Annotated in this window: 24 protein-coding genes and 1 rRNA gene; 23 read left to right on the top strand and 2 right to left on the bottom strand. The window is 40.6% G+C overall.

Translation table 11 applies throughout. The features are described 5' to 3' along the window. The 8 genes from rrf to hisC all read left to right on the top strand — a co-directional run. Positions 1-108, top strand: a 5S ribosomal RNA gene (gene rrf, locus FTT77_RS14330); the annotation flags it as partial. Between the two features lie 260 nt (positions 109-368). Next, a complete protein-coding gene (locus tag FTT77_RS14325) occupies positions 369-1,823 on the top strand; it encodes an RNA polymerase factor sigma-54 (RefSeq protein ID WP_180021459.1) in 1,455 nt (484 codons plus the stop codon). 168 nt (positions 1,824-1,991) lie between these two features. Beyond that, entirely contained in the window at positions 1,992-2,324 is a 333-nt protein-coding gene (gene hpf, locus FTT77_RS14320; RefSeq protein ID WP_078191195.1) for a ribosome hibernation-promoting factor, HPF/YfiA family, read from the top strand. 135 nt (positions 2,325-2,459) lie between these two features. Continuing rightward, positions 2,460-2,711, top strand: a complete 252-nt coding sequence (gene ibaG, locus FTT77_RS14315; RefSeq protein ID WP_078191194.1) for a BolA family iron metabolism protein IbaG — start codon at positions 2,460-2,462, stop codon at positions 2,709-2,711. 6 nt (positions 2,712-2,717) lie between these two features. Then, positions 2,718-3,974 carry a UDP-N-acetylglucosamine 1-carboxyvinyltransferase gene (murA, locus tag FTT77_RS14310; protein ID WP_078191193.1) on the top strand — a complete coding sequence of 419 codons (1,257 nt, stop codon included), beginning with the start codon at positions 2,718-2,720 and terminating at the stop codon, positions 3,972-3,974. Next, positions 3,974-4,675 (top strand): ATP phosphoribosyltransferase, encoded by a 702-nt coding sequence (gene hisG, locus FTT77_RS14305; RefSeq protein ID WP_180049009.1) that lies wholly within the window; start codon positions 3,974-3,976, stop codon positions 4,673-4,675. The genes murA and hisG overlap by 1 nt, the downstream gene beginning before the upstream one ends. Positions 4,676-4,875: 200 nt before the next feature. After that, the gene (gene hisD, locus FTT77_RS14300; protein WP_180109473.1) at positions 4,876-6,177 is read left to right on the top strand and encodes a histidinol dehydrogenase; all 1,302 of its coding nucleotides are present in this window, start codon (positions 4,876-4,878) and stop codon (positions 6,175-6,177) included. 181 nt (positions 6,178-6,358) lie between these two features. Next, a complete protein-coding gene (gene hisC, locus FTT77_RS14295; RefSeq protein WP_180109472.1) occupies positions 6,359-7,456 on the top strand; it encodes a histidinol-phosphate transaminase in 1,098 nt (365 codons plus the stop codon). Between the two features lie 119 nt (positions 7,457-7,575). Here the strand turns inward: hisC and FTT77_RS14290 are convergent, their stop codons facing one another. Then, positions 7,576-8,916: an anthranilate synthase component I family protein gene (locus tag FTT77_RS14290; RefSeq protein ID WP_180109471.1), complete on the bottom strand. Its 1,341-nt coding sequence runs from the start codon at positions 8,914-8,916 to the stop codon at positions 7,576-7,578. 255 nt (positions 8,917-9,171) lie between these two features. Between FTT77_RS14290 and FTT77_RS14285 the strand changes: the two genes are divergently transcribed. The 6 genes from FTT77_RS14285 (at position 9,172) to FTT77_RS14260 (ending at position 17,593) form a co-directional block, all read left to right on the top strand. Then, positions 9,172-10,221 (top strand): DUF6160 family protein, encoded by a 1,050-nt coding sequence (locus tag FTT77_RS14285; RefSeq protein ID WP_180009929.1) that lies wholly within the window; start codon positions 9,172-9,174, stop codon positions 10,219-10,221. Between the two features lie 196 nt (positions 10,222-10,417). Then, on the top strand, positions 10,418-11,251 hold the full coding sequence (locus FTT77_RS14280; protein ID WP_180009928.1) for a C39 family peptidase: 834 nt from the start codon (positions 10,418-10,420) through the stop codon (positions 11,249-11,251). 60 nt (positions 11,252-11,311) lie between these two features. After that, positions 11,312-12,511, top strand: a complete 1,200-nt coding sequence (locus FTT77_RS14275; protein WP_168378501.1) for a transporter — start codon at positions 11,312-11,314, stop codon at positions 12,509-12,511. A 12-nt stretch (positions 12,512-12,523) separates the two neighbouring features. After that, positions 12,524-14,188: an OmpP1/FadL family transporter gene (locus tag FTT77_RS14270; RefSeq protein WP_180109470.1), complete on the top strand. Its 1,665-nt coding sequence runs from the start codon at positions 12,524-12,526 to the stop codon at positions 14,186-14,188. A 14-nt stretch (positions 14,189-14,202) separates the two neighbouring features. Continuing rightward, a complete protein-coding gene (gene filE / locus FTT77_RS14265; RefSeq protein ID WP_180109469.1) occupies positions 14,203-15,555 on the top strand; it encodes a putative pilus assembly protein FilE in 1,353 nt (450 codons plus the stop codon). 22 nt (positions 15,556-15,577) lie between these two features. Further along, complete coding sequence (locus tag FTT77_RS14260; RefSeq protein WP_180109468.1) at positions 15,578-17,593, top strand: hypothetical protein; 2,016 nt, start codon at positions 15,578-15,580, stop codon at positions 17,591-17,593. A gap of 68 nt (positions 17,594-17,661) precedes the next feature. Here the strand turns inward: FTT77_RS14260 and FTT77_RS14255 are convergent, their stop codons facing one another. Next, on the bottom strand, positions 17,662-18,210 hold the full coding sequence (locus FTT77_RS14255; protein WP_180109467.1) for an NUDIX hydrolase: 549 nt from the start codon (positions 18,208-18,210) through the stop codon (positions 17,662-17,664). Between the two features lie 126 nt (positions 18,211-18,336). Here FTT77_RS14255 and FTT77_RS14250 point away from each other — a divergent pair, with 126 nt between their 5' ends. The 9 genes from FTT77_RS14250 (at position 18,337) to FTT77_RS14210 (ending at position 26,695) form a co-directional block, all read left to right on the top strand. After that, the gene (locus tag FTT77_RS14250) at positions 18,337-18,945 is read left to right on the top strand and encodes a CoA pyrophosphatase (protein ID WP_078192365.1); all 609 of its coding nucleotides are present in this window, start codon (positions 18,337-18,339) and stop codon (positions 18,943-18,945) included. A gap of 35 nt (positions 18,946-18,980) precedes the next feature. Next, positions 18,981-19,511, top strand: a complete 531-nt coding sequence (locus FTT77_RS14245) for a gamma carbonic anhydrase family protein (RefSeq protein WP_078192364.1) — start codon at positions 18,981-18,983, stop codon at positions 19,509-19,511. Between the two features lie 162 nt (positions 19,512-19,673). Next, positions 19,674-20,339: a tRNA (adenosine(37)-N6)-threonylcarbamoyltransferase complex dimerization subunit type 1 TsaB gene (gene tsaB / locus FTT77_RS14240; protein WP_180109466.1), complete on the top strand. Its 666-nt coding sequence runs from the start codon at positions 19,674-19,676 to the stop codon at positions 20,337-20,339. 12 nt (positions 20,340-20,351) lie between these two features. Next, complete coding sequence (locus FTT77_RS14235; protein ID WP_078191179.1) at positions 20,352-21,176, top strand: undecaprenyl-diphosphate phosphatase; 825 nt, start codon at positions 20,352-20,354, stop codon at positions 21,174-21,176. Continuing rightward, complete coding sequence (locus FTT77_RS14230) at positions 21,170-21,988, top strand: class I SAM-dependent methyltransferase (RefSeq protein ID WP_218954091.1); 819 nt, start codon at positions 21,170-21,172, stop codon at positions 21,986-21,988. The genes FTT77_RS14235 and FTT77_RS14230 overlap by 7 nt, the downstream gene beginning before the upstream one ends. Before the next feature lie 125 nt (positions 21,989-22,113). Then, positions 22,114-23,505, top strand: coding sequence for a C13 family peptidase (locus FTT77_RS14225; RefSeq protein WP_168378508.1), 1,392 nt, complete (start codon positions 22,114-22,116; stop codon positions 23,503-23,505). 28 nt (positions 23,506-23,533) lie between these two features. Continuing rightward, on the top strand, positions 23,534-24,379 hold the full coding sequence (gene fghA / locus FTT77_RS14220) for an S-formylglutathione hydrolase (protein WP_180109465.1): 846 nt from the start codon (positions 23,534-23,536) through the stop codon (positions 24,377-24,379). Between the two features lie 133 nt (positions 24,380-24,512). Beyond that, positions 24,513-25,619: a YjgN family protein gene (locus tag FTT77_RS14215; protein ID WP_180109464.1), complete on the top strand. Its 1,107-nt coding sequence runs from the start codon at positions 24,513-24,515 to the stop codon at positions 25,617-25,619. Positions 25,620-25,633: 14 nt separating this feature from the next. After that, on the top strand, positions 25,634-26,695 hold the full coding sequence (locus FTT77_RS14210; RefSeq protein ID WP_180109463.1) for a M48 family metallopeptidase: 1,062 nt from the start codon (positions 25,634-25,636) through the stop codon (positions 26,693-26,695). Positions 26,696-26,699 lie beyond the last annotated feature (4 nt).

Genomic DNA, 26,699 nt, shown 5'->3' with positions numbered 1-26,699 from the left:
ACAATAGCAAGAGTGAACCACCTGATCCCTTCCCGAACTCAGAAGTGAAACCTCTTAGCGCTGATGGTAGTGTGGGGTTACCCATGTGAGAGTAAGTCATCGCCAGCTCATTATTCGAAACACCCCCAACTTAAACGTTGGGGGTTTTTTTTATGCGTGGTGAAAAGGAAAATAGAGTGAAATTAATAATATATCTAATTAAATAATTCATTTATAAGGCGAATTGTTCCTAATAAAAGAATAAATTAGCTGAATAATGTGTCTAAAAAAGACAAAAAATCGGGCGTTCTGTTCAAAATTATGCTATAAAAAATAAAACGGCATAAAAATTGCTTATAAAGTGCGGTTAATTATAGGGGGAGTTATTAATGAAATTAGCGATGGGGTTAAAGGTTGCCAATTCCTTATCATTAACACCTCAATTACAACAAGCCATTCGTTTATTACAGCTTTCAAGTTTGGAATTGGAACAAGAAATTCAAATCCAACTCGACAGTAATCCTCTATTAGAGAAAGTTGAAGAACAAAATACCGTTGAAAGTTTAAATAGCTTACAAGAAGAAGAAAGGGAAAATAAAGACTTAACCAATGAATTAAATGCCGATCATTTGCCTGATGAGTTACCGGTAGATACGGAGTGGGATGATGTTTATACGCATCAACCTACAAGTTTAGGTGCTGCTGAATTTGAAGAGCGCGAAGATAATCGGCAGGGGCATCAAAGTTTACAAGCACATATGCTTGAGCAAGTTAATCTTTTACACTTTTCTGTGATCGATAAACTAATTGCACACTGTATTATCGATGCTTTAGATAACAAAGGTTTTTTAGATTGTGACTTAAATGAAATTACCCAATCTGTTCAGCATCTTTTAGATTCTATGGATTATGAAGAAGAAGTCGAAGATGACGAAGTTTTGGTGGTTTTAAAGCATATTCAGCGTCTAGATCCTTTAGGTGTAGGTTCACGTAATCTCGCTGAATGTTTAATGGTACAAGTTGAAAATCTTCCTGAACATGTCGAATATCGATATGAAGCTATTTTATTATTGAAAAATTATGAGTTGCTGATTACCAATGAATTACCTAAGTTAATTAAGCAAACGGGTTTAAATACGGAACAACTTAAACTAGCCATTTGTTTGTTAAAAACATTAAAAGCACATCCAGGGCAAGAGTTTGAAGATAAAGATTCAGACTATCAAATTCCAGATGTAGTGGTGCTAAAAAAGAATGAACATTGGTTGGTACAGTTAAATCCTGATGTAATGCCAAAGCTACGAGTGAATTCTTTCTATGCCAATATGATCAAGCGTGCAGATCAAAGTGACGATAATCAATATTTACGTAATCAAATGCTTGAAGCTAAGAATTTCATTAAAAGCATTGATGAACGACATAAAACTTTATTAAAAGTGGCAACCTGTATTGTGGAGCATCAACGAGCGTTCTTTGAACAAGGGCCTGAGGCAATGAAGCCTTTGGTCCTGCGAGATATTGCGGAAGAAGTTGAACTCCATGAATCCACAGTTTCCCGTGTAACCACAAATAAATATATGCTCACACCACGTGGATTATTTGAGTTGAAATATTTCTTCTCAAGTCATGTTGGAACATCGTCTGGTGGGGAAGCATCTTCGACGGCAATTCGTGCAAAAATTAAAAAGTTGATTGCAGAAGAAAATACACGTAAGCCTTTGTCTGATAATGCAATTGCAGTTTTGCTTAATGCAGAAGGTATTGATGTTGCTCGTCGTACAGTTGCGAAGTATCGTGAATCGTTACATATTCCATCATCTTCAGAGCGAAAAGTGTTGATCTAAATTTGAAAATCTGACTATTCTAGAGGTTCATTATGACGAAATAATGAATCTCTTTTTTTATAAGGAATGGCCGAAATGATCTGATTGTGTAAATGTATGCTTCGCATATTGAGTTGGATGATTCGGCTTGAACTTTTCCAGTCCTGAAAGAAGGTGAGGGATAGAATTATGCAGATTACAATTCGTGGCCATCATTTAACAATTACGCCAGCAATAGAAGAAAATATTCGTCTTAAATTTGCGGAAATGACCAAACATTTAGATCAGGTCAATAGTATGCAAGTCAAACTGACTAAAGATCATCAGGTTGATAAACGTTCAAAAAAAGGTAGTGATAATCATATTGCGGAAGCGATTATACGATTACCTGGGACAGAACTTTTTGCACAAGCGTGCGCTGATGATATGTATACCTCGATCAAAAAATTGTCTGAAAAATTAAAAAAACAATTACATAAACATCGAAAAATGCAGCTCATTTATATGCCTTTAACGGTTTAGATTGTAAATTGTACAAAAAGAGGTTTTTTATAACCTCTTTTTTTATATATATAATGTATGTGACTAATGAATTATTTTTTAGATTTATAGTAAAATGACGGGTTTTACACCGTTAGTCCTATATGGGGTCTTGTGATGAATAGTGAACAGCTCACTGAAATTTTAAAAGCTGCTTTTCCAGAAGCTGAGGTTGCAGTTAGTGGGCAAGGCGGCAAATTTGATCTACGCATTGTCGATGATCAATTTGAAGGCAAACGTCCTGTTGCTCGTCAACAATCTGTTTATGCACCTTTGAACTCCTACATTGCCAGCGGTGAAGTACATGCAGTAACAATTCGTGCAATGACCAAAGAAGAATGGCGCAAAGCAAGCTTATTCGGAGCTTAATAATTAATGGATAAATTTCTGATTCAGGGCGGTACTAAGCTCGAAGGTGAAGTTCGTATTTCTGGTGCGAAAAATGCTGCATTGCCATTACTCGCTGCAACTATCCTTGCGGATACACCTATTACATTAACTAATGTGCCAAATCTAAAAGATGTGAACACCTTAGTGAAATTGATCGCAGGTTTAGGTGTTCAAATCAGTTATGAAGGTGATACGGTTAAGGCTGATACTTCTAGCTTAGATAATCAATTTGCACCATATGAACTCGTGAAAACCATGCGTGCATCTATTTTGGTGCTTGGCCCGTTATTGGCGCGCTATGGTAGTGCAAAAGTGTCTTTGCCGGGTGGATGTGCAATTGGTTCACGCCCTGTAGATCAACATTTAAAAGCTTTAGAAGCACTTGGTGCTGAGATCGAAGTTGAAGCAGGTTATGTGCATGCCAAAGTGGATGGTCGTCTAAAAGGTGGCGAAGTTGTCTTTGATATGGTCACAGTTGGTGGTACTGAAAATATTCTAACTGCTGCGGTTCTTGCAGACGGTGTAACGACCATTCGTAACGCGGCTCGTGAACCTGAAATTACCGATCTTGCTAATATGTTGATCAAGATGGGTGCAAAAATCGAAGGTTTAGACACAGATACTTTGGTTGTTACAGGTGTTGAAAGCTTACATGGCTGTGAATATGCCGTTGTTGCAGATCGTATCGAGACAGGTTCTTATCTAGCTGCTGCAGCGATCACAGGTGGTAAAATCAAAACTACGCATACTGATCCAAACTTGTTGGAGTCTGTGCTAGATAAATTTGAAGAAATGGGCGCGGAAGTTACGCGCGGTGAAGATTGGATTGAACTGGATATGATGGGTAAACGCCCGAAAGCAGTAAGTTTCCAAACTTTACCACACCCAGAATTTCCAACCGATATGCAAGCACAGCTTATGGCGGTGAATGCAATTGGTCGTGGTTTTGCCACAATTTCAGAAACGATTTTCGAAAACCGTTTCATGCATGTACCTGAATTAGCACGTATGGGTGCCAATATTCAGGTTGAAGGTAATGATGCTGTTGTTACAGGAGTAGAGAAATTATCTGCTGCACCAGTGATGGCAACTGATTTACGAGCTTCTTTCTCATTGGTTTTAGCAGCACTTGCCGCTGATGGGGAAACGTTGATTGACCGTATCTATCATATTGACCGTGGTTATGAAGATGTTGAAGCGAAGTTACAAGGTTTAGGTGCCCAAATTAAGCGAGTAAGTTAATGAGCGATATGAGAAACGATGATCCCAATTTTGACGTAATGGGCAATTTTGATCATGGTTTAACTTTAGCATTAAGTAAGGGACGTATCTTAAAAGAAACTTTGCCATTGTTGGAAACGGCTGGCATTAACTTATTGGAAGATCCGGATAAATCTCGTAAGTTAATTTTTCCAACGACCCATAAGCACGTACGTATTTTAATTTTACGTGCTTCTGATGTACCAACTTATGTTGAAAATGGTGCTGCAGATATTGGGGTGGCAGGTAAAGATGTGCTGATGGAACATGGTGCACAAAATGTGTATGAACCATTGGACTTAAAAATTGCCAACTGTAAGTTAATGACCGCAGGTAAAGTTGGCATGGTTCGTCCGAACGGTCGTTTAAAGATTGCAACCAAGTATGTCAATTTGACCCGTCAATATTATGCAAGCTTGGGCGAGCAAGTGGATGTGATCAAACTTTATGGTTCTATGGAACTTGCACCATTGGTTGGTTTAGGCGATTACATTGTCGATGTTGTGGATACCGGGAATACTTTACGTGCCAATGGTTTAGAGCCTTTGGAAGAAATCTGTAAAGTGTCTTCACGTTTAATCGTGAACAAAGCAAGCTTTAAACGTAAACAAACTTTGTTGAATCCGATTCTTGCACAGCTAGAAAAAGCCGTGGAAGAACGCGAGCAAGTAAAGAAAGCATAATTTGTTGAGTTGCTAACTATGCTGATCAAACCGCTCAAATTTGGGCGGTTTTTTATGAAAACTGAAAAATAATGATAAAACTGTATTTTCACCAATTTTAACGAAAGTTATTTTCAATAAAACTCCACATGAACACATGCGATAGATATCCACAAGCTGCGCTAAAACAGGTAAACTAATCTTTTCCAATAGATTACCTTGTGGGTAAATTGATGCGACGTTTATCGACTCAAGATCAAAACTTCAAGCAAGCTTTTGCTGACTTGTTGGCTTTTGAAACTGTGAATGATCCAGAACTTTTAAAAACCGTTGACCAAATCATTGCTGATGTTCGTCAGTATGGTGATGCTCATGTTCTTAAATTGACACAGCAGTTCGATCGACATCCAGCGCATCAATTCTCAGAATTAGAGCTGACGCAAGCACAACTGAAAGCAGCATTTGAGGGTTTAAGTTCAGAAGTGCGTGAAGCCTTAGAACTTGCTGCGAACCGTGTTCGTGAATTTCATCAAGCGCAAAAGCAAGACGGCTGGACTTATGTCGATGCTTTAGGCAATACGCTTGGTCAAAAAGTCACACCGCTGGACCGCGTGGGGATCTATGTTCCGGGCGGCTTGGCTTCTTATCCGTCTTCTGTATTGATGAATGCTGTGCCTGCGCATGTCGCTGGCGTGCCTGAAATTATTATGGTGGTGCCTGCGCCGAATGGTGATTTAAATCCATTGGTTTTGGCAGCAGCTTACTTAGCCGGCGTACACCGTGTATTTACCATTGGCGGCGCGCAAGCGGTTGCAGCATTGGCTTATGGTACACAAACCATCCCATCTGTGGACAAAATTACTGGCCCGGGCAACCGTTTTGTTGCTGCAGCAAAACGTGCAGTATTTGGTCAAGTCGGTATTGATATGATTGCAGGGCCATCCGAAATTTTGGTCTATGCAGAAGGTCAAAACAATGCTGAATGGCTGGCTATGGATTTGTTGTCGCAAGCGGAACATGACACTGTGGCTCAAGCGGTGTTCATTACGCCAGATGCGGATCTTTTAGATCAAGTGGAACAATGGATTGAAAAGCATTTAGAAGCTTTGCCTAAAGCAGATATTGCGCGAACTTCAATCGAAAACCGCGGAGCATTGGTTTTAGTCAAAGACCGAGCGGAAGGCGCCGAATTGATTAACCAAGTTGCGCCTGAACATTTGATGCTGTGCTTAGATGAAGCGCAGGAAATGGCTGAAGATATCCGCCATGCCGGCGCAATCTTCATGGGGCGTTATACACCAGAAGCGATTGGTGATTATTGTGCAGGTCCAAACCACGTGTTGCCTACTTCTGGCACAGCGCGTTTCTCATCACCGCTTGGTGTATATGATTTCCAAAAGCGCTCAAGTTTAATCATGTGTTCTGAAGCTGGCGTGAAAACTTTAGCGAAAACGGCTGATACATTAGCGCAGCAGGAAAATTTAGATGCACATGCGCGTTCAGCACGCTATCGTTATCAGTAATTAAATATAGACTAGGTGAAAAACTTAGTTTTCCAAAACTATAAACCTCTCCCTAACCCTCTCCTGAAAGGAGAGGGGAAATCTCATAAAATGAGTATTCCTCTCCCTGAACTAGCTTTAAGGATTCCTTTAAAGCGAAGTGCAAGAGAGGTTAGGAGAGGGTGAAAAAGAGCAAAATAAAATGCCAAATATTACCTCTGAACAAATGCGTTTTTGGAGTCCTGATGTACGTGAATTAGAGCCGTACACACCGGGTGAACAGCCTAAAATCCAAAATATTTTAAAACTCAATACCAATGAAAACCCGTATCCGCCATCGCCAAAAGTGGTGGAAGCAGTTCAAAAAGTGTTGGCAAATTCTGCTGACGTTTTACGTTTATATCCAGATCCAGATGCGTCTGAGTTAAAGCAAGCGATTGCAAAACAGCAGCATGTACCTGTTGAGCAGGTCTTTGTCGGCAATGGCTCGGACGAAGTTCTGGCGCACATTTTTAAAGCCTTTTTTGTGCAAGAGCTGCCGGTTTTGTATCCAGATATTACCTACAGTTTTTATCCGGTATATAGCCAATTTTTTGGTATAGCTGCCAATACTAAAATTATGCCGCTGAACGATGATTTTGAAATTGTTATTGATGACTATAAACAGCCGAATGGCGGTATCATCATTACCAATCCGAATGCGCCTACCAGTATTGCTTTAGGTTTGTCTGCAATTGAGGAAGTGTTGCAAGCCAATCCGAATTCAGTGGTTGTGATTGATGAAGCGTATGTCGATTTCGGTGCAGAATCTGCTGTGGCTTTGGTTGCGAAATATGAAAACCTTATGGTTTGTCAAACGACGTCTAAGTCGCGTTCACTTGCTGGTTTGCGTGTGGGTTTCGCGATTGCGCAGCCGCATTTAATCGCAGCGCTTGAGGCAGTAAAAAACAGCTTTAACTCCTATCCGATGGACCGTTTTGCGATTGCAGCAGCCGTGGCGTCATTTGAGGATCAAGCGTATTTTGAAGCGCAAAATGCCAAGGTGATTGTGAGCCGTGAAAAACTTGTAGAGCAGCTTTCTGAGCTGGGCTTTAAAGTATTACCCTCTGCGGCAAACTTTATTTTTGCATCATTGCCTAATAAAGATGCAAGTGAGTTGGCTGCTGAATTGCGCGAACGCGGAATTATTGTGCGTTACTTCAATAAGCCGCGGATTAATCAGTTCCTGCGGATCACCATTGGTACAGATGAACAAAATCAGCGCCTTGTGGATACGCTTAAAAACGATATTTTGGCTTGATTTCAGCAAGCTCCGCGAAATGTAAATCTAGCCGAACCCTCCTTTTGAAAAGGTGAGAAGCACTGCTTCGCAAGGGGAGGGTTATAAAAAAGCGATTCAATTGAATCGCTTTTTTTTGTTTAATCTGGCTTATACCAGGTATTTAACAAATCCAGCATGGCTTCGACTTTATCAAAGCATTCTTGATATTCAGCATCGCAATCTGATGCGATGGTGATTCCGCCGCCCGCCCACAGCGAAACCTGATCTTGGTATTTTTGAATAGAGCGGATTAAAATATTCCAAGAGCCTGTACCATCGTGATTAAAATAACCCATCGAGCCGCAATAGGCGCCGCGCGGGGAGCCTTCAAGTTCTTCAATGATTTGCATCGCACGAATTTTAGGCGCGCCGGTAATCGAACCGCCCGGCAGTGCCGACATCAGAACCTCAAAAGGATTTACATTTGTTTTCAGCACGGCTTCAACTTCACTGACCATGTGATGCACTTGATTAAAACTTTCAATATCAAAAAGTTTAGGTGTTTTTACAGAACCTGTTTCTGCATAAACACTCAAATCATTACGCAGTAAATCGACAATCATGACATTCTCAGCCATGTCTTTTTCAGATGATTTTAACCGTTGTTTTGACTGCGCATCTAACACTGGATCTTCATAGCGAGGCATCGTGCCCTTGATTGGCTTAGTAATCATCTTGCGTTCAGGCTTAAAATCTATAAAAAGTTCAGGCGAACAACTTAAAATTTCAAAATCATCAATACGTAAGTAGCCTGAATATGGTGCATCAGTCAGTGACCAAAATTCTTGAGCAGTATCTAAGAGTGAACCTTTAGCTTGAGCTGTAAATTCTTGGGTTAAATTAATTTGATAGCAATCGCCCGCTTTAATATATTCCTGCACTTGATCAAAGGCTTTTGTGTAGTCTGACTTGGACCATCTTGCAGTACATTTTTGTCTTAATTTAAATTGATTTTGAGTGATCTCGGTTTGAATGAACTGATCTATGTAGTCGTAAAGCTGAGCTGCAGATTGATCTGAACTATAAAAATACCAACCATCATTTTCTAGTCTTAAGTAACTAGAAAATTGCCCCAAAAACAAGCGAGGTTGGGCTTTGGCATGCAGGGAAATCTGTTGCTGCGCTGCATAATCATAACTAATAAAACCAGACCAGCCCCCAGAAAACCCACTGCCTAATTTTGAACATAAATCTTGGAAGGCGATATCTGGCAAGGGCTGAGTATCACATTCCTCATATTGATCTAAATTGGTACGTATATAAGTTTTAGGTTCATCATTCTTAAATTGCTGATATTGATTTGCCAAAAAGCAAATAACAGGTTGGTTTTGATCTTCTAAAAAAATCACATGTGACAAGGGTGCAAGCGCTTGCAAAATATTTTGAGCACTAACATTTTGTTTGAGAATAAATTTTTTAAAAGAAATCGGTTTTTGCATCAACAGAGAAATTAAATTTAAAGACTAAAATGGATTTTATACCATTCCTAATTCATTTGGCTTGCAAATACCGTTTATCGGTAAGAATTAGATTGCGACCAACGACAGTTGAACAAATTTCAGCTTGGATATAATTTAATCGAGCGAGCAAACGACTCAAGGAAAGGTTTAACAGTTGTCACAAAATAATATTACAGCTGAATAAATCGAGTGGTTGAAAATCAAAAAAAATAAATACTCTTGGGAGAGTACCGTATGAAAAATTTCACTAAATTAGCTCTAGTTTCTTCAATCGCATTTAGTGCGAATGCTATGGCTATGCAAGCAATGGACGATGCTGCACTTAGTTCAACCACTGGTCAAGATGGTATTAACATCGGGATTGGTATTTCAAAAGTTGCAATCGAGAAACTTTACATTCACGATAATGACGGTTTAGCAACTGATGCAAAAAACGTTGTGACAGGTACAAAAGTTACTTTTGATACAACTACAACTCCTCCTACGCCAACAGGTTTTGCTGCAAATGCAGAAGTTTCTTCAACAAATATTGTTGGTGGTACAGGTGTAGCAGGTGCTCTTTTAATTAAGGGGAACGGGATAGCCGGTGATGCTAATGAAAAGCATGGTCTTGTAATTACTGCGAATTCACAAGCTTTGTTAGCAAGTCATAATTTGGCTGATTTACGTATTGACTCAGATGCTGGTAATTCTGCAAAAGGTGGAGCATTTGTTAATATTGCAGCACAAGTTTCGGGCTTAGATATTAAAATTGGTGAAATTGGTGTGACTGCATCAGGTACGGCTGGTACAACAGGTATTCGTCGTGGTGGTGATGATAGCAACTACAATGCAATTCTTTCTGGTTTAACTTTGAAAACAGGTCAGATGGCTGCAAATATTCAACTTGGTGCAGCTCCACAGGGTGCAATGATCAAATTGAATACAACTATGATTGGTGGTTTAGAGATTCAAAATCTAGGTATTCTGGATGCATCAACTAAAAACGCTACACGTGCTGCTGGTGAAATCTTTATTGAAAGCATAAAAGTTGCTGATGCGGGTAAAACAGACTTAACCATTAACCAAGATATTAGTGTTTATGGTGCAGAAGGAGCATCAAAAGGATATATTCAAATGGTGAGCAACTCTGGTCCAATTGATAACTATGTGAAAGGTGTTCATTTAGGCAGTAAAGACGCTGGTTCAATTGGTGATATCGAAGTTCAAGGCTTGCAAACATATTATAGCCCTAGTTTAGGTGTTTATAATCCAGGTTCTGTGATTACGATTTCTAGTAAGTAATTTAGAATAAAATAAGGCGCGTGTTGATCACGCGCTTTTTTTTACAAAAAAGTGCGGAATGACCCAACAAAGCATAAAAAAATGCTGTTTTTTTATAAAAAAAAAGGTATCTTGCATAATACATGGATGTAGAGCATTAGCTCTAAAAAATAATGAAAAAAGGCACATCATTGCCGATAACTAAAAGTTAGAAGATATGTTAGAGATAGCTGTAGGCTCGGCATTGATGTATTACTTTGCCAAAGAGTCCTTCGATTTAAAAGAAAAGCCAGTCGGAACAGTTCACTATACCGAAACATTGGATTCACGAAATGATTCCTTTACTCGGATGCACCGTGAATCTGTAAAAATTAAACCTGCCATAGAAGATCAATTTCGAGGCATCGTTCGGCAAGCCTACGACTACAGTTGTGGTTCGGCGGCCTTAACTACTTTATTAAATGGTTATGTAGGTACACAGCTGACTGAGCAACAGACCATGAATGGTTTGCTGAAATTTGGTGAAACTGAAAAAATTATCGAACGTCGAAGTTTCTCCTTATTAGACATGAAACGTTTTGTCGCTGCTGTCGGGCTAGAAAGTGGGGGCTACAAAGGGGAGTTTTCAGATCTAGTTAAGCAAGGTCAGCCTGCGATTGTTCCCATTTCATATGCTGGTTTTAAACATTTTGTGGTGTTTAAAGCCTATAAAGATGGGCGTGTTTATGTTGCAGATCCAGCACTGGGCAATATCAGTTTCGATGAAGTTCGATTCCAAGAAATATGGGAAAACAATACTTTATTCTTAATCAATGTTGCACCTGAGCAACGTAAAAATTTATTGGCTTTGCAAGATTCAGACTTGCGACATGTTGAAGATGCAACCGTGAACCGTTATGCATTGGTTGATATTCAATATCCGCAGTTTTACATGGATAAAATTGCAGACAAAGCATCTACGATACGACTTGATAAAAATATGAATGAAGAGTCGGAGTCTTATGGTAAATCGAATTACAACTTTCTAAGGCTTTACTATAAGAGTAAATAATTAGATGAATGCGTATAACAAGGCGTCAAGATTAAAAAAATAAAAACGGTGGGAAGGAACATGAATCGTAAATGGATGAACAAAACACTACTAGCCATGAGTATTCAAGTGGTGATGGGGGTTGCATATGCAGCTGAAGAGCCAAGTCTAGGAGAGTATGATCCGGTTGAGCAAGAGACAGTTGTTGAAGAGTCGGCATCTCCTGTTACGGCAACCCAAGCTGATACTACACATGAAGCTACTGCCGAGCCAGAAATTGGACAGTATGAATCTGTAGAAGAGCCCGTACAAGCTGAAATGCCACAATCCGAAGTCGCTCCTGCCAATGAAAAAGCATCGACAGCACTTCAGCAACAAGAAGGTGATGCGAGCCAAGAAGCGAATTTACAGGAAGTATTTAGCTCGAATGAACGTCAGTATTCATTGATTAAAAAAGGTGAAATATCATCTTTTTACGATATAGATTACACCTATTACCGTGATACACAGCTTGATATGGAAATGGCACAAGGCCAGCTTTATCAACTACGTGTACAAGAAAATGCAACACATTCGATGACCAATACATTTACCGTGCAATACGGTGTAATGGATAATTTGACATTCTCTGCATCTTTGCCTTTAGTGGCGAAAACTGATTTATTAAAAGATACTTCAACTGCAGGTTTAGGGGATATTTCTTTAGGCGCACGCTGGGAACCATTCCCACTGAAGCAAGGTCGTTTGCCTCTTATTTTATTTGGTAATTTGTCCACGAAAACTGGTGATAGTCCATACGAAATTAATGCTGTAAATGATCTAGCAACAGGTAAAGGTTACTATTCTGCAGGTATCGGTGCCAGCACACGTAAATATATTGATCCCGTTGTGTTGTTTGCATCCGTCTCGGCAAACTATGGTTTCAAAGAAACTGACTTAAACCAACGTCGTGGTTCGCGAGTCATTGAAGAGTTTGAACCGGGGATTAGTGGCGGTTTTGCATTCGGTTTTGCATACTCGTTTAACTACGATGTTTCCCTTACTATGTCATATCAACAAAGTTTCAATACCGGCGCAGAATTTACGTATAGCAGTGGCGAATCCTATTCACCTGCAGACCAAACCAGTTCAACTCTAGCGATTTCTTTAGGTGTACGTGTATCTCCAGAGACCATTGTGAATGGTACGGTGGGGTTAGGTTTAACTGAAGATGCACCAGATGTGTCATTAGGGTTGTCTTTCCCGTTGGATATTCTAGGTTTTGGAAAAAAACTTCGTTAAGAGGGCTGTCGTATGCGTAAAATTCGACTCAGCCCACTTGTTAGTGCGATCGTTTTAACGGGCTGTTCTAGTGCTGCTTTTGCACAATTGGGTACCAACCTTTCAGTTGATGTAAGGTCACTTGCATTAGGTAATGCAGTAACTGCGGATCCTCCAGGAATTAGTGCAGTACATTTTAACCCTGCAGCATTAACTAAGATTGAAGGTTTGCAAACAGATATGCAGGGCATCATTGCAAACTTTGATATTCAACGTGAATTTACCGTTCCTGCGGGTTATAACGTTTTTGGTTATTCAGATGATCCATTAGTCTGTAATGATGGTCCTGAAGTGACGGCTGATATTTGTACGGACTTTAAAGATAAGGTTTCTGGTGATGTTGAATATGCATCCTTATATGTACCTGTCTTAAAAAAGATGGTGGATTTTGGTGCTGGACAACCCATTGCCGCGCCAACGATGGGGATTGCCTACAATCCACCGGGTTCTAAAGCAACATTCGCATCAGCTGTTTATGCACCTTTGATTGCGGGTTTTGGTGCTGAAAATGGTAACCCAGGTAATTTCATGGGGCAACAAGTTGCTCTAGAGCGTATTACTTATCTATCGCCAACAGTAGGCTATCAAGTCAGTGATGAGCTATCGATTGGTGGTGGTGTGGGGATGTCCTATCAAGCCATTGGATTGAAATCTGACCTGCGATTTCCCAATGAATTGATCGGCATGTTAAGGATGATTGATGAAGTCGTCTGTACACCATTTAAGGAAAATTCGGACATTATTACCGACATCTTGCTATTGGGGATGTGTAATACCGAAGAAGGGATGAATCCATTTGGCAAATTTGGTCAGATGGAATTGGCTTTAGAGCAGTCACTGAGCCCAAGTTACAACTTAGGGGTTTTGTGGGAGCCACGCGAAGATTTTAGTTTTGGTATGGTGTACCAAAGTGCAGCGAAAATGCGCATGAAAGGTCGTTATCGCATTCATAATGCAAAAGCGCCTCAGGAGATGATTAAGGGATTAATGTCATCACCAACAGGTCAAATTTTAGCTGCAATTTTAGGTTTCCCAAATGCTGTGCCAAACTCGGAGTCGGGTTTGGTTTCGATGGATTTTGAATATCCACAGCATGTACAGGCGGGGATCAAATATAAGGTTATGCCTGATTTACAAATCAATTTTGATGTGGGCTGGACCGATTATCGTGCTTGGGACAAATTCCGTTTTGAATTCGACCGTCAAATTTCAGCGCTGAAAATTGCAAAATTATTATCTGAAAATGTGACCGATAATTCTTTGGCCTTACCTTTGAAATTTACGTCGCCTTGGAACTGGGGCATCGGTATTGAATATTCAGCAACAGATCGTTTGAAATTGCGTGCAGGCTATGAACCACGGAGTACCTCTATTCCTGACGGTAAGCGAAATACCATGGTACCAATTAATGGTGCGCAACTCTTTGGTATGGGGTTTGGATATCGTTTTGATGCAGATACGGATCTAGATTTATCAATCGGCTTTTTACGCAGTAAAGATAATATTCCAGCGAATGGTAGTAGTCTGGCAAACTTAACCGGTGTGAATAACATACTTTTAAACCCATATGCTGGAATGAATGTAAAAACCGATACGAAAATCACCATCCTAGGATTAAATTACAGAACTCGTTGGTAGGATAAGCAAACAGAATGAAAAGGATTTTATTCATAAACGCGTTACTTGTACTGTCTGTGGTGCAAGTGTCGTATGCCTATGCCGGGGCGTTTCATACCATTATTGGGCCGGATGGGCGCCCAATGGTGGTACAAATACAAGAAAAAGCTGTAAAGAAACCCAAAGAAAGTTCTATAGCTAAAATGATTGATTCACCATCTGTACAGCAACACGTTACTCAACCATCTGTAAGCATTAGTCCGTCTCAAACCAAGACACCGATGACGCGTCAAACGAGTCCAACAGCACAGACTGTTGAATCACTGAAGTCTCAACGTTTAAGTGTACGTGAGCCGGAAAAACGGGATGAAATTAAAGCTGTCACAGTAGATAAAATTAAAAACGTCTCAGGTGATAAAGTTCCCAAATCTGAAAAGTCAGTACAAGCGTCAGATACTTCAGCAAAAGTCTTACCTTCAACAACATGGACAGAGAAGTTACAGCAATCAGAGCTAACCCAACCTAGTGCTCCGTATCAGGCCAAAGTTCAGGCTGAAAAAGATAAACCTATCGTCGAAAAAAAGATCCTTGCTGAGAAAGTTGTTAGCACTGATAAAGCCGTACAATCTTCAGGTGAAAACTTAGAAAATCATCCTTCAAAACAATCGGCTAAGGCAAAACAAGAGCAAGGCTTTTCGACCATGGCTGGTGAAAAGTATGTCAATAATGAATATCTTGAAGATAAAGAGTTTAACTTAGAAGGCAAAAAGCGCTTTTACACCATGCCCGAAGGCGTTATTGACAGCAAGATGGGGCAAACGCGGATGCAAACCATTGAACGTGAAAAAGGTGTCAGTCGCTCCGTCATTGATAATTTATTTAAACGCAATCAACCCGAAGATACAGGGCCGATCACTTTGGCCACATCGTATTATCGAGTCTCACAAGCTGACACCATTCAAGGTTTAGGTCAGCAATGTTTTTCGAATAAAAAAATGAAGAAAGCCAAAGAGCTCGACTTGGCTCAAGATATTAATTTATGGCCTCGAGCACCATTGTCGGACGAATTTGACTACGAAGTCGTAAAACTAAAATCACCATTACAAAATATTCGTATACATTCATTTGCATCCAAAGTACAAAATCCTACATTTTATTGGCCATTTGCGGTATTTTTAGACAAAAATGGATGTGTCATGGAAGGCGCAGGTGGATTCAAAAATAACCAAGGTGAAGCGGATCATCTTTACCATGAAAAAATAGAAGGCGTGATTCAAGTGCCTAAAGGTAGCCAGTATTTATTCTTAACGCCTTTAGCAACAGCAATAGACGTCGATGGCCGCGTATTAACCAATCAAGGCCAACTTAAATTAACAGCAATCCGTTAAGGACATAAGAAAGAGAATTAGGATGAAAAATAAAATTTTATTACCGTTTGCTTTAACGGCATTGGTTGCAGCGCTCAGTGGCTGTGGCGGTGAAAGTGCAAATGTGAATCCTGAAATTTATGATACCAGTACGACTAATGGTACTTGTAAAAGTAATACCGAAGGCTGTGTCGAGTTTGTTTTAGATTATCCAATTGAAGGTCTGAATTTTAATTGTTCGAGCGACGTTAAAAATACCTATATTACCTTGTTTGATCTAAAAGAAGGTGTTTCGACAGGTGCTTGTAAGATTGGCGATACGGTAACTTTCTTTGTCCAAGGTGAAAAATCACGTCGAATTGATTTGGGTAAAGTGGATTTGAAGCAAATTTCAAATGTAGCCAGTGGCACGACACCCCCACGTTTGACCTTATTGGATTTGGCTGCCGGCATCGCGGGTAAACCTGCTGCAACGATTTCAAATAGCGACGCAACGGTTAAAGTGGCCATGCGTTTAGCCAAAATCATTCAAGCCTTGGCATTGAAAAATAATAGCGCAGTTACAGCTACAGACATCCAAGCGGTTTATATCAACAATGCAGATAAAGTTTTGATTGATCAAATCACTCGAAATGTCGCGACAGCAGATTTCAGTATCAGTTCAGATACGGAATTTAATGACCTGTTTACACCTTGGCTAGACCTGTCCGAAGTCAGCAATGAAAATGCATTTACCTTAGTTTCAAAACTCATGAATATCTCAACGGCTGCGGTATATCAGCCTGAGTTTGCGTTATTTTCAACTGATGGCGTGATTACCAATGCCAGTGGTTCAAATGGATTGGTGGGCTGTGACAAAAATGAATGTTTGCCGACCGATAGTTCAAAAGTCAATTTATTCGGTCATTTCATGTTAATGACGGACCGCCAAGGCATGACATTTGGTAGTGGTTTACAGTGGAAGGGCAAAGTTGATCAACAGTTGAGTACCATTGGTGGTGTGAATGTCTTGCTCTTGACACAGGTACGACCAACACGTTTAACAGCAACGCCGCAGGACAATTGGATTGATTCGCTTACAAAGCAAATTGATAAACCTGGCATACTGGGTTTCCGTTTTGATGCGGAAGAAGCAAACTCTGGTCCGCTGATTATTAAACAAGGGACGCTACTTGCCGACAAAATGGTGGTCGGTACAGGTGGAAGTTTATATAAAACTTTGATGGGTAAAAAAGACGATTATGTTCTGACGGCCGATGATAAGAAAAAATTAGGCCTATGGGAGCAAAACATTAACCAAGTGCAATTTAAAGGCACGATGGATTTATACAAGCTCTATCCGCTGTCGTATTTAGACAAAAAAGTCTTTAAGTCTGTTGAAAATGTTGCTGCTGGACAAAATTATATCTTCCCGTTATATGCAGATTTAACCTTTAAATTTACCGATACCTCGATCAAAACAGTGAAATTGGGTGTGGTGATTGACCGTAATGGTGATATTCGCACAAATATAAAATCTGGCGTTCCAGACGATGTATTTACTCGTCAAGATAGCCAAATTGTCGATTTGTCTACACACGCGACGGAAGGCTGTAGCGGAAAAGATGTGCTCGATCCACTGCTAATGAAAGATGACAAAGGTGTACAGCAATATCGTATCGGAACGACAACCCGTACTTTTACACCTGAAGGAAATATCAATCCAAATACCATTTCGATTCGTATGATTTTAGCTGACCCATATTTCCATACGCTTGATGGCGCGCTGATTGGAATGAACTCAAGTGTGAAAACATCTGCGGACACCTCAATGGTTGTGGGCGGTGCTTTAGTGCAGTTACACAATATGATCAATGCCAATGCAGGCACGCGTCCCTCTGGCGTTGCTTTGACGGATTCGGATAATAAAGTGGTGAAATGGGGGAATAGTTTGGCCAGCTTTAGTTATATTTATAGTTTAAAAAATCCAAATGATACCGCTGCTGCTCAAACGGCGAAGCTAAGCGGTGGTGATATTTCTTTAGAGTTGGCCCCTTGTTACACCATCAAGGCAAAATAATCGTCAAATATAAGTTAAATAAAAAAGCCCATCCTATGATGGGCTTTTTTATTTAAGATATCTGCAAATTAACCTGTGTGATCGAGTCGCGTACCGAGGGTTTCGAGATGCATCTCAAACTGACCTGTTTTACGGTCAGCAAAATAATGCCGCAGCGTTCTTTCCACACTTGGAAAGGCTAAATCATCCCATGGAATTTCTTCTTCACTAAACAATCGAGATTCAATGGTTTCATCACCCGCACCAAATTCTCCATTGATTAATTCAGATTTGAACAAGGCATAAATTTGCCCAATACGGGGAATGTTATACATGCAATACAGTTGCTCAATGTTGACTTCTGCTTCGGCTTCTTCGCGAGTTTCACGCGCTGCACCTTGCTCCATTGTCTCATAGAGTTCCATATAGCCAGCGGGTAATGTCCACAGTCCATAACGTGGCTCAATTGCACGACGGCAAAGTAAAACTTGATTGTCCCAAACAGCTAAAGCACCACAAATGACTTTAGGATTCACATAATGAATAAACCCACATACGGTACAAATACGGCGTATCTGATGATCTCCAAGCGGGATCGCTTCTTTTGTTTTTTGTCCGCAGTTTGAGCAAAAGTTCATATTCATCGTCATGGATTGTGTGAACCGTCAGAATAACTTAAAAATAAAACTTTGGCATCATTTCTAACCAGCTTGGCCGAAATTCAGCTATGATGAAAACAAGATAATTATAAGGATGTAATGTGGATGGATGAGGGTTTATTGACTCAGCGATTGCAGCAAAGTTTACGTTTTTCTAAGCGTATTCAACCTGCGCATGCTGCTGTATTGATTGCGATTACCCAAGAAGATAATCCACGTATTTTATTGACCCGTCGCTCACTCTATATGAATAATCATGCAGGTGAAGTGTCCTTTCCCGGTGGCAAACGTGATGCCCAAGACACCAGTAATATCGTGGTGGCGTTAAGAGAAGCTCAAGAAGAAACTGCTCTAAATCCATTTGATGTGCAGCTTTTGGGTGATTTACCGATGCAAAAAGCACGGAATGGAATGTTGGTTAAGCCGATCGTGGGATTGATCCCGCCTGACGTAAATTTAATACCTCAACCCACTGAAATTGACCGTATTTTTTTTGCATCATTAAGACAGCTTTTAGAAACACCGCCAACGCCATATGAAGTTCGTTTTGCCCAGCAATCGCTTTATTTTCCCAGTTTAAGAATCGAAAACGAAATCGTATGGGGCTTGACTGCACGGATGCTGATTTCCTTATTTCAATATGGTCTGAATTATCAAAAAGAATGGCCTTTTTTATTAAATTCTCCTTCATTTCATTTGGGCCGTGAGCCATAAATCATTTTTAGAAAGTCAAAATAGGATGTTTGATCATGTTGTACAAATTTCAAGGATATAGCCCGAAAGCCACGCATCAACCTTGGGATGGTTGGGTTGCAGAAAATGCAACGGTCATTGGGCAAGTTGAATTAGGCCGAGAAGTGAGTGTCTGGTTCGGAGCCGTCATTCGAGGGGACAACAGTCGTATCAAACTGGGTGATTTTACCAATGTACAAGAAAATGCGGTGCTGCATACCGATGCGGGCATTGAAATGATCATTGGTGATTATGTCACGATTGGGCATCAAGCCATGCTACACGGATGTACCGTAGGTGATAATAGTCTGATCGGAATCAATGCCGTGGTTCTAAATCATGCTGTGATTGGTAAAAATTGCATCATTGGTGCGAATGCTTTAATTCCAGAAGGGAAGGTGATTCCGGATAATTCTGTTGTGATGGGTTCACCGGGTAAAGTCGTCAAGACTTTAGATGAGCAAGCCGAAGCACGTCTAAAAATGAGTGCCATGCACTATGCCGCTCATTTTAAACATTTTACTCAACTCGAAGTCGCTGAACTTTAAAACGTTATACATGGTAAGCAAAAAAGCCTCGACGTTTGTCGAGGCTTTTTTATAGATTAAATACAGAAAGCGCTGAGTCTGAGGTGGAACATCTCGCGAACTGCGATGGAGTGGAGTATCATATTCAACGTTTTTTAAGATTAAATTTAATTAAGGTTGCGCATGAAATTACTGGCATTGGAAACTGCCAATGAGCAGTGTTCCGTCTCGATTGTAGATGAAACTCAAGAGCTTTATTTTCAACTCGATTTACGGGCAAAAGCGCAGACGCAAACCATTCTCCCAATGATTGAGCAAGGGCTTAATCAAACTGCTATTGAGTTAGCCGATTTAACTGCGATTGCCTTTAGTCGTGGGCCTGGCTCATTTAGTGGTGTTCGTATTAATGCAGCGGTAACACAAGCCTTGGCATGGGCCAATGACGTACCTGTTGTTCCAGTATCGACTTTGCAAGCTTTGGCTCAAGCGGCACATCGTTTATATGGTTTGACCCAAGTAACGGCAGTCCTTGATGCACGCATGCAAGAAGTGTATATCGCTAGCTATCAACTCGATGCCAATGGCATTATGCAGGCTGTAGATGAAGAACAACTATTAAGCTACGCCGATGCCACACCGCAGATCAAATTTACCGTCGTGGGTTCTGGTAGTGAGCTCATTCAATCAGAACAAACACAATACAAAGACTTAAGTGCAACAGCACAAGATATTGCTACTATTGCCCGCGAAGCGGCGCAAAGAAAAGCATGGGTAAGTGCTGAACTTGCATTGCCCGTATATTTACGAGATAACGCCTGGAAGAAAATTTCAGAACAAGGCAAGTCATAATTAGGGTTATATATGGATCTTCTACTGCTGCTCAAAGCGGCAATCATGGGTATTGTTGAAGGTATTACCGAATTTTTACCGATTTCAAGTACAGGGCATTTAATTCTGGCTTCAGAATTAATGAACTTTTGGACCAAAGAAAAAAGTGATGTTTTCGTGATCGCAATTCAAATGGGTGCGATTGCAGCGGTGATTTATGAATACTGGGGCCGCCTGTGGGGTGCAGCAACCGGTATGGTGACTGGCGAAGAAAAAGGTCGCCGTTTGGGTTTTGGCTTAATTCTCGCTTCGATTCCAATCGTGTTGATTGGTTTGACGTTTGGTCAGACGGTGAAAGAGCTGCTGTTCAATAACATTGCGATTGCTATGGGGTTGATTATCGGTGGTTTGATCATTATTTGGATCGAAAAAAATCCACCGCAAGTGCGTGCCAAAGAAGTAGAAGATTTAACCATTAAAGATGCGATTTGGATTGGTTTAATTCAAGTTTTATCTTTAATTCCAGGGACTTCACGTTCAGGTGCGACCATTATTGGTGCCATGTTCTTGGGTGTTTCTCGTAAAGCAGCTACTGAGTTTTCATTCTTTTTGGGTATTCCTGTTATTGTTGGTGCAGGTTTGCTGGATTTATATCAAAGCTATGATGTATTTCAAGGCACTCAAGATTGGACGGTAATCGCCGTTGGTTTAATCGTTTCATTTGTCTCTGCATTGATTTTAATTCGTGCGCTTGTCGCTTATGTGGCAAAACGTGATTTTATGATTTTTGCATGGTATCGAATTGTTTCGGGTTTATTGATTTTGTTGTTCGCATTTACAGGCTGGAAATTATGGTAAGCGAAATCCGCTTATACACAGAACAAGAGTTTCATGAGAAAGCACAGCAGTATTCTGCTGTGCTTTCTTTACGTCGCGTATCTGTAAATATTGAATTGATTGAAAAATTAAACGCGCGTTTTTTACGTTTAAATCCTGAATTGAGTTTGTGTGTCGATGCAGATGGCTTGTGGTTGGCGGCCAATGGCATGAAGATGCAACCCGATTGGAAAGCAGAAGTTGGGCGTTTAAAGCGAGCATCCTTAAAGTCCGAGATGATTGCACGTGCATGTAATTTGGCTGAAAAACCACAGCTTGTGGATGCAACTGCAGGGCTAGGGCACGATAGTTTATTGATGGCCCATTTGGGTGCTCATGTGACCCTTGTGGAACGTCATCCGATTTTATTTACCCTATTGGAAGACTCACATCAACGTGCGCAGCAAGATGCGTTTTTAAGTTCGGTTGTGGCTCGAATTGAATTGGTCTTTTCAGATTCGGCAGATTATTTGAAACATTTATCGACGACCAATCAAATCTTTGACGTGGTTTATCTCGATCCTATGTTTCCGCAGCGAGATCAAAACCAGCAAGCCGTCAAAAAGCAAGCTCAGGTCAAAAAACAAATGCAATTATTGCATTTACTGTTACCTGAAGATGGTGAAATGGATTTAGGTGATAATTTACTGGATTTAGCACAAAAAATTGCTAAACGTGTCGTGGTTAAACGTCCACGATTGGCGGTTTTTTTAGCGAATCAAGAGCCACAACATCAGTGGCAAGGCGATGCTTGTCGCTTTGATGCATATTTCCAACATGATCTTGTGACTTAAAATGATATTTGCTTCAATATTGTTCAAAGATTTGTTATATAGTTAAAAAATAGCATTGCTAAAAACGACATCAGGCATAAAATTATTTGTGCAATTAAGCAAGCCAAGGCCACCATCAGAACTCTATGATTGATTTCAAACCCTCCATCAATTTTTGGCATGATTTTAAAAGCAACCAAACTGCGGGGATGTGGTTATTTTTGGGGTCTCGTCGTTCTTTACAAATCGTTCGACCATCGATTTTACAATTGGTGTTTTGGGGGATTTTAGGTGGTTGTGCCAACAGTTTATTTAGTTGGCTCAGCACTGGGCGTATTGGCGAATTTAATGCACAAGGTCTCATTAGCTACGCATTGTGGCCATTTATTGCTTTAATCGTGGGGATTTTCCTGTCACAACGTGTGAATAATCCACGGTTAATGTTGGTCCCAGCATTGCTCTGGTTGGTGCTTGATACGCACATCATGCTGTTTCAATGTTTGATTCAATATTTGGGAGATCTCGATTTTCTCCCATACTTCCTGTATGACTACATTCCCACGTTATTCATTATTCTATTTGTTTGGCAAAGTCTGGCTGTTGTTTGGGTGTTTTCACGTGAGCTGAAATGGCCATGGTGGGAGCGTGCACTGATTATGGGTGCGACGCTATTTACTTTGGTCGTGTGGCAAGTCTCAGTCAAAGATCAGCCGATTTGGAAAGTTGAAGAAGTTCCTCCAAGCTTTGCTGAAGATGCATTTTATGCACAAAGCCGTTTACTCAATAAATCTTTAGACGCAGTGGAATATGGTGAGTTTGCCCAATCCCATTGGTACTTCTTAGGGGTGGCAGGTGCGAGTTATCAAGATGTCTTTAAACTGGAAATTGAACGGATTAAAGAACAATTTGATACACGTTTTGGCACCTATGGGCGTTCGGTTGAACTTATCAATAACCCTGCAACGCGCACTGAAATTCCGCTAGCATCTAAAACCAGTATGGAGTTGGCGCTGCGTCGTATCGGTCAGCAGATGAACCGAGAAAGTGATGTCTTATTTTTATATATGACCTCACATGGTTTACCAAATGTCTTTGAAATGGAAAATGCACCTTTGGATTTGGCGCAAGTCGATCCTAAATGGTTAAAAGAAGCCTTGGATGCATCCGGAATTCGTTGGCGTGTAATTGTGATTTCTTCATGTTATTCAGGCAGTTTTATTCCAGCGCTACAAAATGATAATACTTTAATCATTACTGCATCGGCAGCTGATCGACAGTCTTTTGGCTGTTCGAATGAAGCTGAATACACCTATTTTGGCCGTGCGTTCTTTGATCAGGCGATGCGTGAGCAGACCAGTATTCAAGCGGCATTTAATGAAACCAAAGCGACTGTTGCGAAATGGGAAGCAGCGCAAGGTTTCGAACCTTCTGAACCACAGTGGTCTATGGGGAAAAACATGGCATTAATGTTGCCTCAATTAGAACAACGATTGTTCCCGCCGACAACTACTGCACCGGCTACGACGGTTACGCCTTAAAAGATTAAAAAAGTTTAGGATAAAGATCATGGAATTAGTACAACGAAATACTTGTTTTGCGGGTGAACAGCGCATTTATCAATTGGATTCTTCAAGTCTAAAAACCCCAACAAAGTTTGGTATTTTTCTGCCAGAAACAGCCTTGCAAGGCCAAGCGTGTCCTGCATTGTTTTATTTGGCGGGATTAACCTGTACTGAAGAAACCTTTGCCATTAAAGCGCATGCTCAGCGTTTAGCTGCGCAGCTTGGCCTGATTTTAATCAGCCCTGATACTTCTCCACGTGGGGAACAGGTGGCGCAAGGCGATCATTGGGATATTGGGCAAGGCGCAGGCTTTTATATTAATGCAACGGAACAACCTTGGGCCGAGCATTATCAAATGGAACGTTTTATCACTGAAGAATTGTATTCGTTGGTACAGGCTAAATTTCCGGTACAAAAGGGTGCGATTGGCATATTCGGACATAGTATGGGCGGTCATGGTGCATTAACTTTAGCGTTGAAGCATCCTGACCTGTTTAAATCGGTTTCTGCTTTTGCACCGATTTGTGCGCCGAGTCAGTGTCCTTGGGGCGAAAAAGCCTTTAGTCAATATCTAGGTTCAGACCGTCAGCAGTGGCTTTCGCATGATGCTACGGCTTTAGTGCAAACTAAAGGGGCTTTGTTTAAAGCCATTTTGATTGACCAAGGCATTGATGATCAATTTTATAGCCAGTTAAATCCGATGTTGTTTCAGCAAGCGTGTGAGCAAGTTGGGCAGCCACTCGAACTGCGTGAACATGTTGGCTATGATCATGGGTATTATTTTATTCAAAGTTTTATGGACGATCATTTGCAATTTCACGCTGTCCAATTGCAAACAGTAGTTCATTAATTTAAAAGCCAGTGGTTAAAAAAAATATTGAGGCATAGCTTGCTTTGATATACGTATAAATAAAGCATGGTGATGTGCATTGCCATGCAAATGAATAAATTCGACATACCAAAAAAAATAATTTAGGGTACTTATGCAAAATTCACAAATGGAAACGCCGCTTCCGCCAGAGCTGCCCGTGATGAATCCACCGAGTCTATTTGGTGAGACAGAACAGGCTGATGTTTTGGGACGAAATTATCATTTTAGGTTTAAAGGTAATGCGTCTGAATATTTCGGTATTTGGATTGTGAATATCTTACTGACGATTGTCACGCTTGGACTTTATGCGCCTTGGGCAAAGGTCCGCCGTTTACGTTATTTTTACGGTAATACTTGGGTATTTCAGCGTCGTTTTGACTTTACTGGTTTGCCTACAAAAATTTTAGTTGGACGCATCATTGCGCTAGTGGTCTATGGTGGTTTCTCTTTTGCTGCAAAATATTCTTGGGAAGCTTTCTTAGCGGGCTTTGTCCTGATCTTTTTCGCAGTTCCTTGGCTCATTCGATCTACGATTCGTTTCCGTGCTCGCAACAGTAAGTTTAGTAATAGCCGATTCTTTTTTTCTGGGACAAATAAAAGCGCATATTGGTGCTTTGTTAAATGTCTTGCGGTAGTTGTCTTTACCCTCGGTTTGTTTACACCTGTTGCGGTTTGGCTATATAAACGTGAATGTCTGAATCATTTGTATCTTGGTCAGTTGAAATTTAATCTGAATAATACGTGGGGCGATTATATGCGCGCCATGTATGTGCCTTTATTTCTGTTTATGGGCTTTGGTGCATTGCTGGCAGTGATCTTTGCAATACTGTTTGGTAGTTCAGATGGTTTAAATGACGCATCTTATGTCTTCATTATTTTTGGGATGTATTTGATTGGCTATATGTTTATTTGGCCACTCACAGCTGCACGTATTTTTATTACCACTTGGAATAACACCACGTTGAGTCGCAGTCAGTTTCATACGGACTGTAATCAATGGCGTTATGCATGGATTGTCTTGAGTAATTGGTTGGCTAAAGTGATTAGCCTCGGTTTACTGACACCATGGGCAGTTGTACGACTATATAAATATCAGACTGAATCTTTGCACTTAATGTTGGTCGATGATCCTGACCAATTACAAAATCAAATGCAGCAAGATCACAATGCAATTGCTGAAGAATTATCCGATATTTTTGACCTAGATATTTCCTTATAACGCAGGTGAATTACATGAAAACATCAGTAGTGAATGCAACCTATTATGATGGGAAAGTGTCAAAACCCTTTGTTGCTCAAATCAGTGCAGATGGGGAACATGCTGTGATTGTGCGTTATGGTCAAGACCTAGAACAAACGCAGCACTACACCTATCAAGATATGACGCTGATCGGTGCTTTAGGTGATATTCAGCCAGTGATTGAGTTAAAGGATGATGCTCGTTTAGAGTTTCATCAACCTTTGCCAGAGTGGTTTAATCTCGACGTAAAGTCGCGTTGGCATTCGATTTGGAAGTTAGAACGGTCACCTTCTCTAATCATTTTTAGTGTGATTTTCGTGGTGGCGTTTGCTTTTGTATTGATTAAATGGGGTATACCTGCGGCGTCGCATGTGGTGGCCAATCAACTTCCTGAGACAGCGTTAAAGAGTTGGGGGGATCAGGCGGAAAAATATATTATCGATATGACTGAACCCACAAAATTACCACAAGCACGCCAAGACAAGTTGAAGCAAGAATATCAACAATTGGTGGCTGAAAATCGACCTGCGAAGTTGTTATTTCGTGGTGGTGGTAGCATCGGTGCAAATGCATTGGCGATACCCAATAACACCATTATCGTGACAGATGAGTTGGTTAAATTAGCGAAAAATGATTATGAGTTAATTGGTGTACTTGCACATGAGCAGGGGCATTTAGTTCAACGCCATAGTTTGCAGCAAAGTTTGTCAGGTTTAGGCATCAGTATTATTTTGTTGATGATAACAGGAGATGGTTCAGATATTCTCACCAGTTTACCGGTAGCTGCGGTGGGTGCGAGCTACTCACGAGACTTTGAATCTGAAGCAGATTTATATGCCTTAAAACAACTTTCAAAACATCAAATTCCAACGGCACATTTTGCAAACTTCTTACAACGTATGGAAGATGAAGCTGATGGTGAAACAACAAAAGAGAAAGGTACAAGGGATGAAACTGCCAAAGATCAGAGATCTTGGACAGACTTCTTTGAGTCACACCCAGCGACGAAAGCCCGTATTGATGCAGTTAGAAATTATCAATCACATCAGCATTGAGTAA

It is taken from the genome of Acinetobacter sp. YH01010 (genome assembly GCF_013420775.1).
Lineage (GTDB): Bacteria > Pseudomonadota > Gammaproteobacteria > Pseudomonadales > Moraxellaceae > Acinetobacter > Acinetobacter amyesii.
The sequence above is the reverse complement of the archived record's forward strand: the minus strand, read 5'-3'. Positions and strand labels throughout refer to the sequence as shown.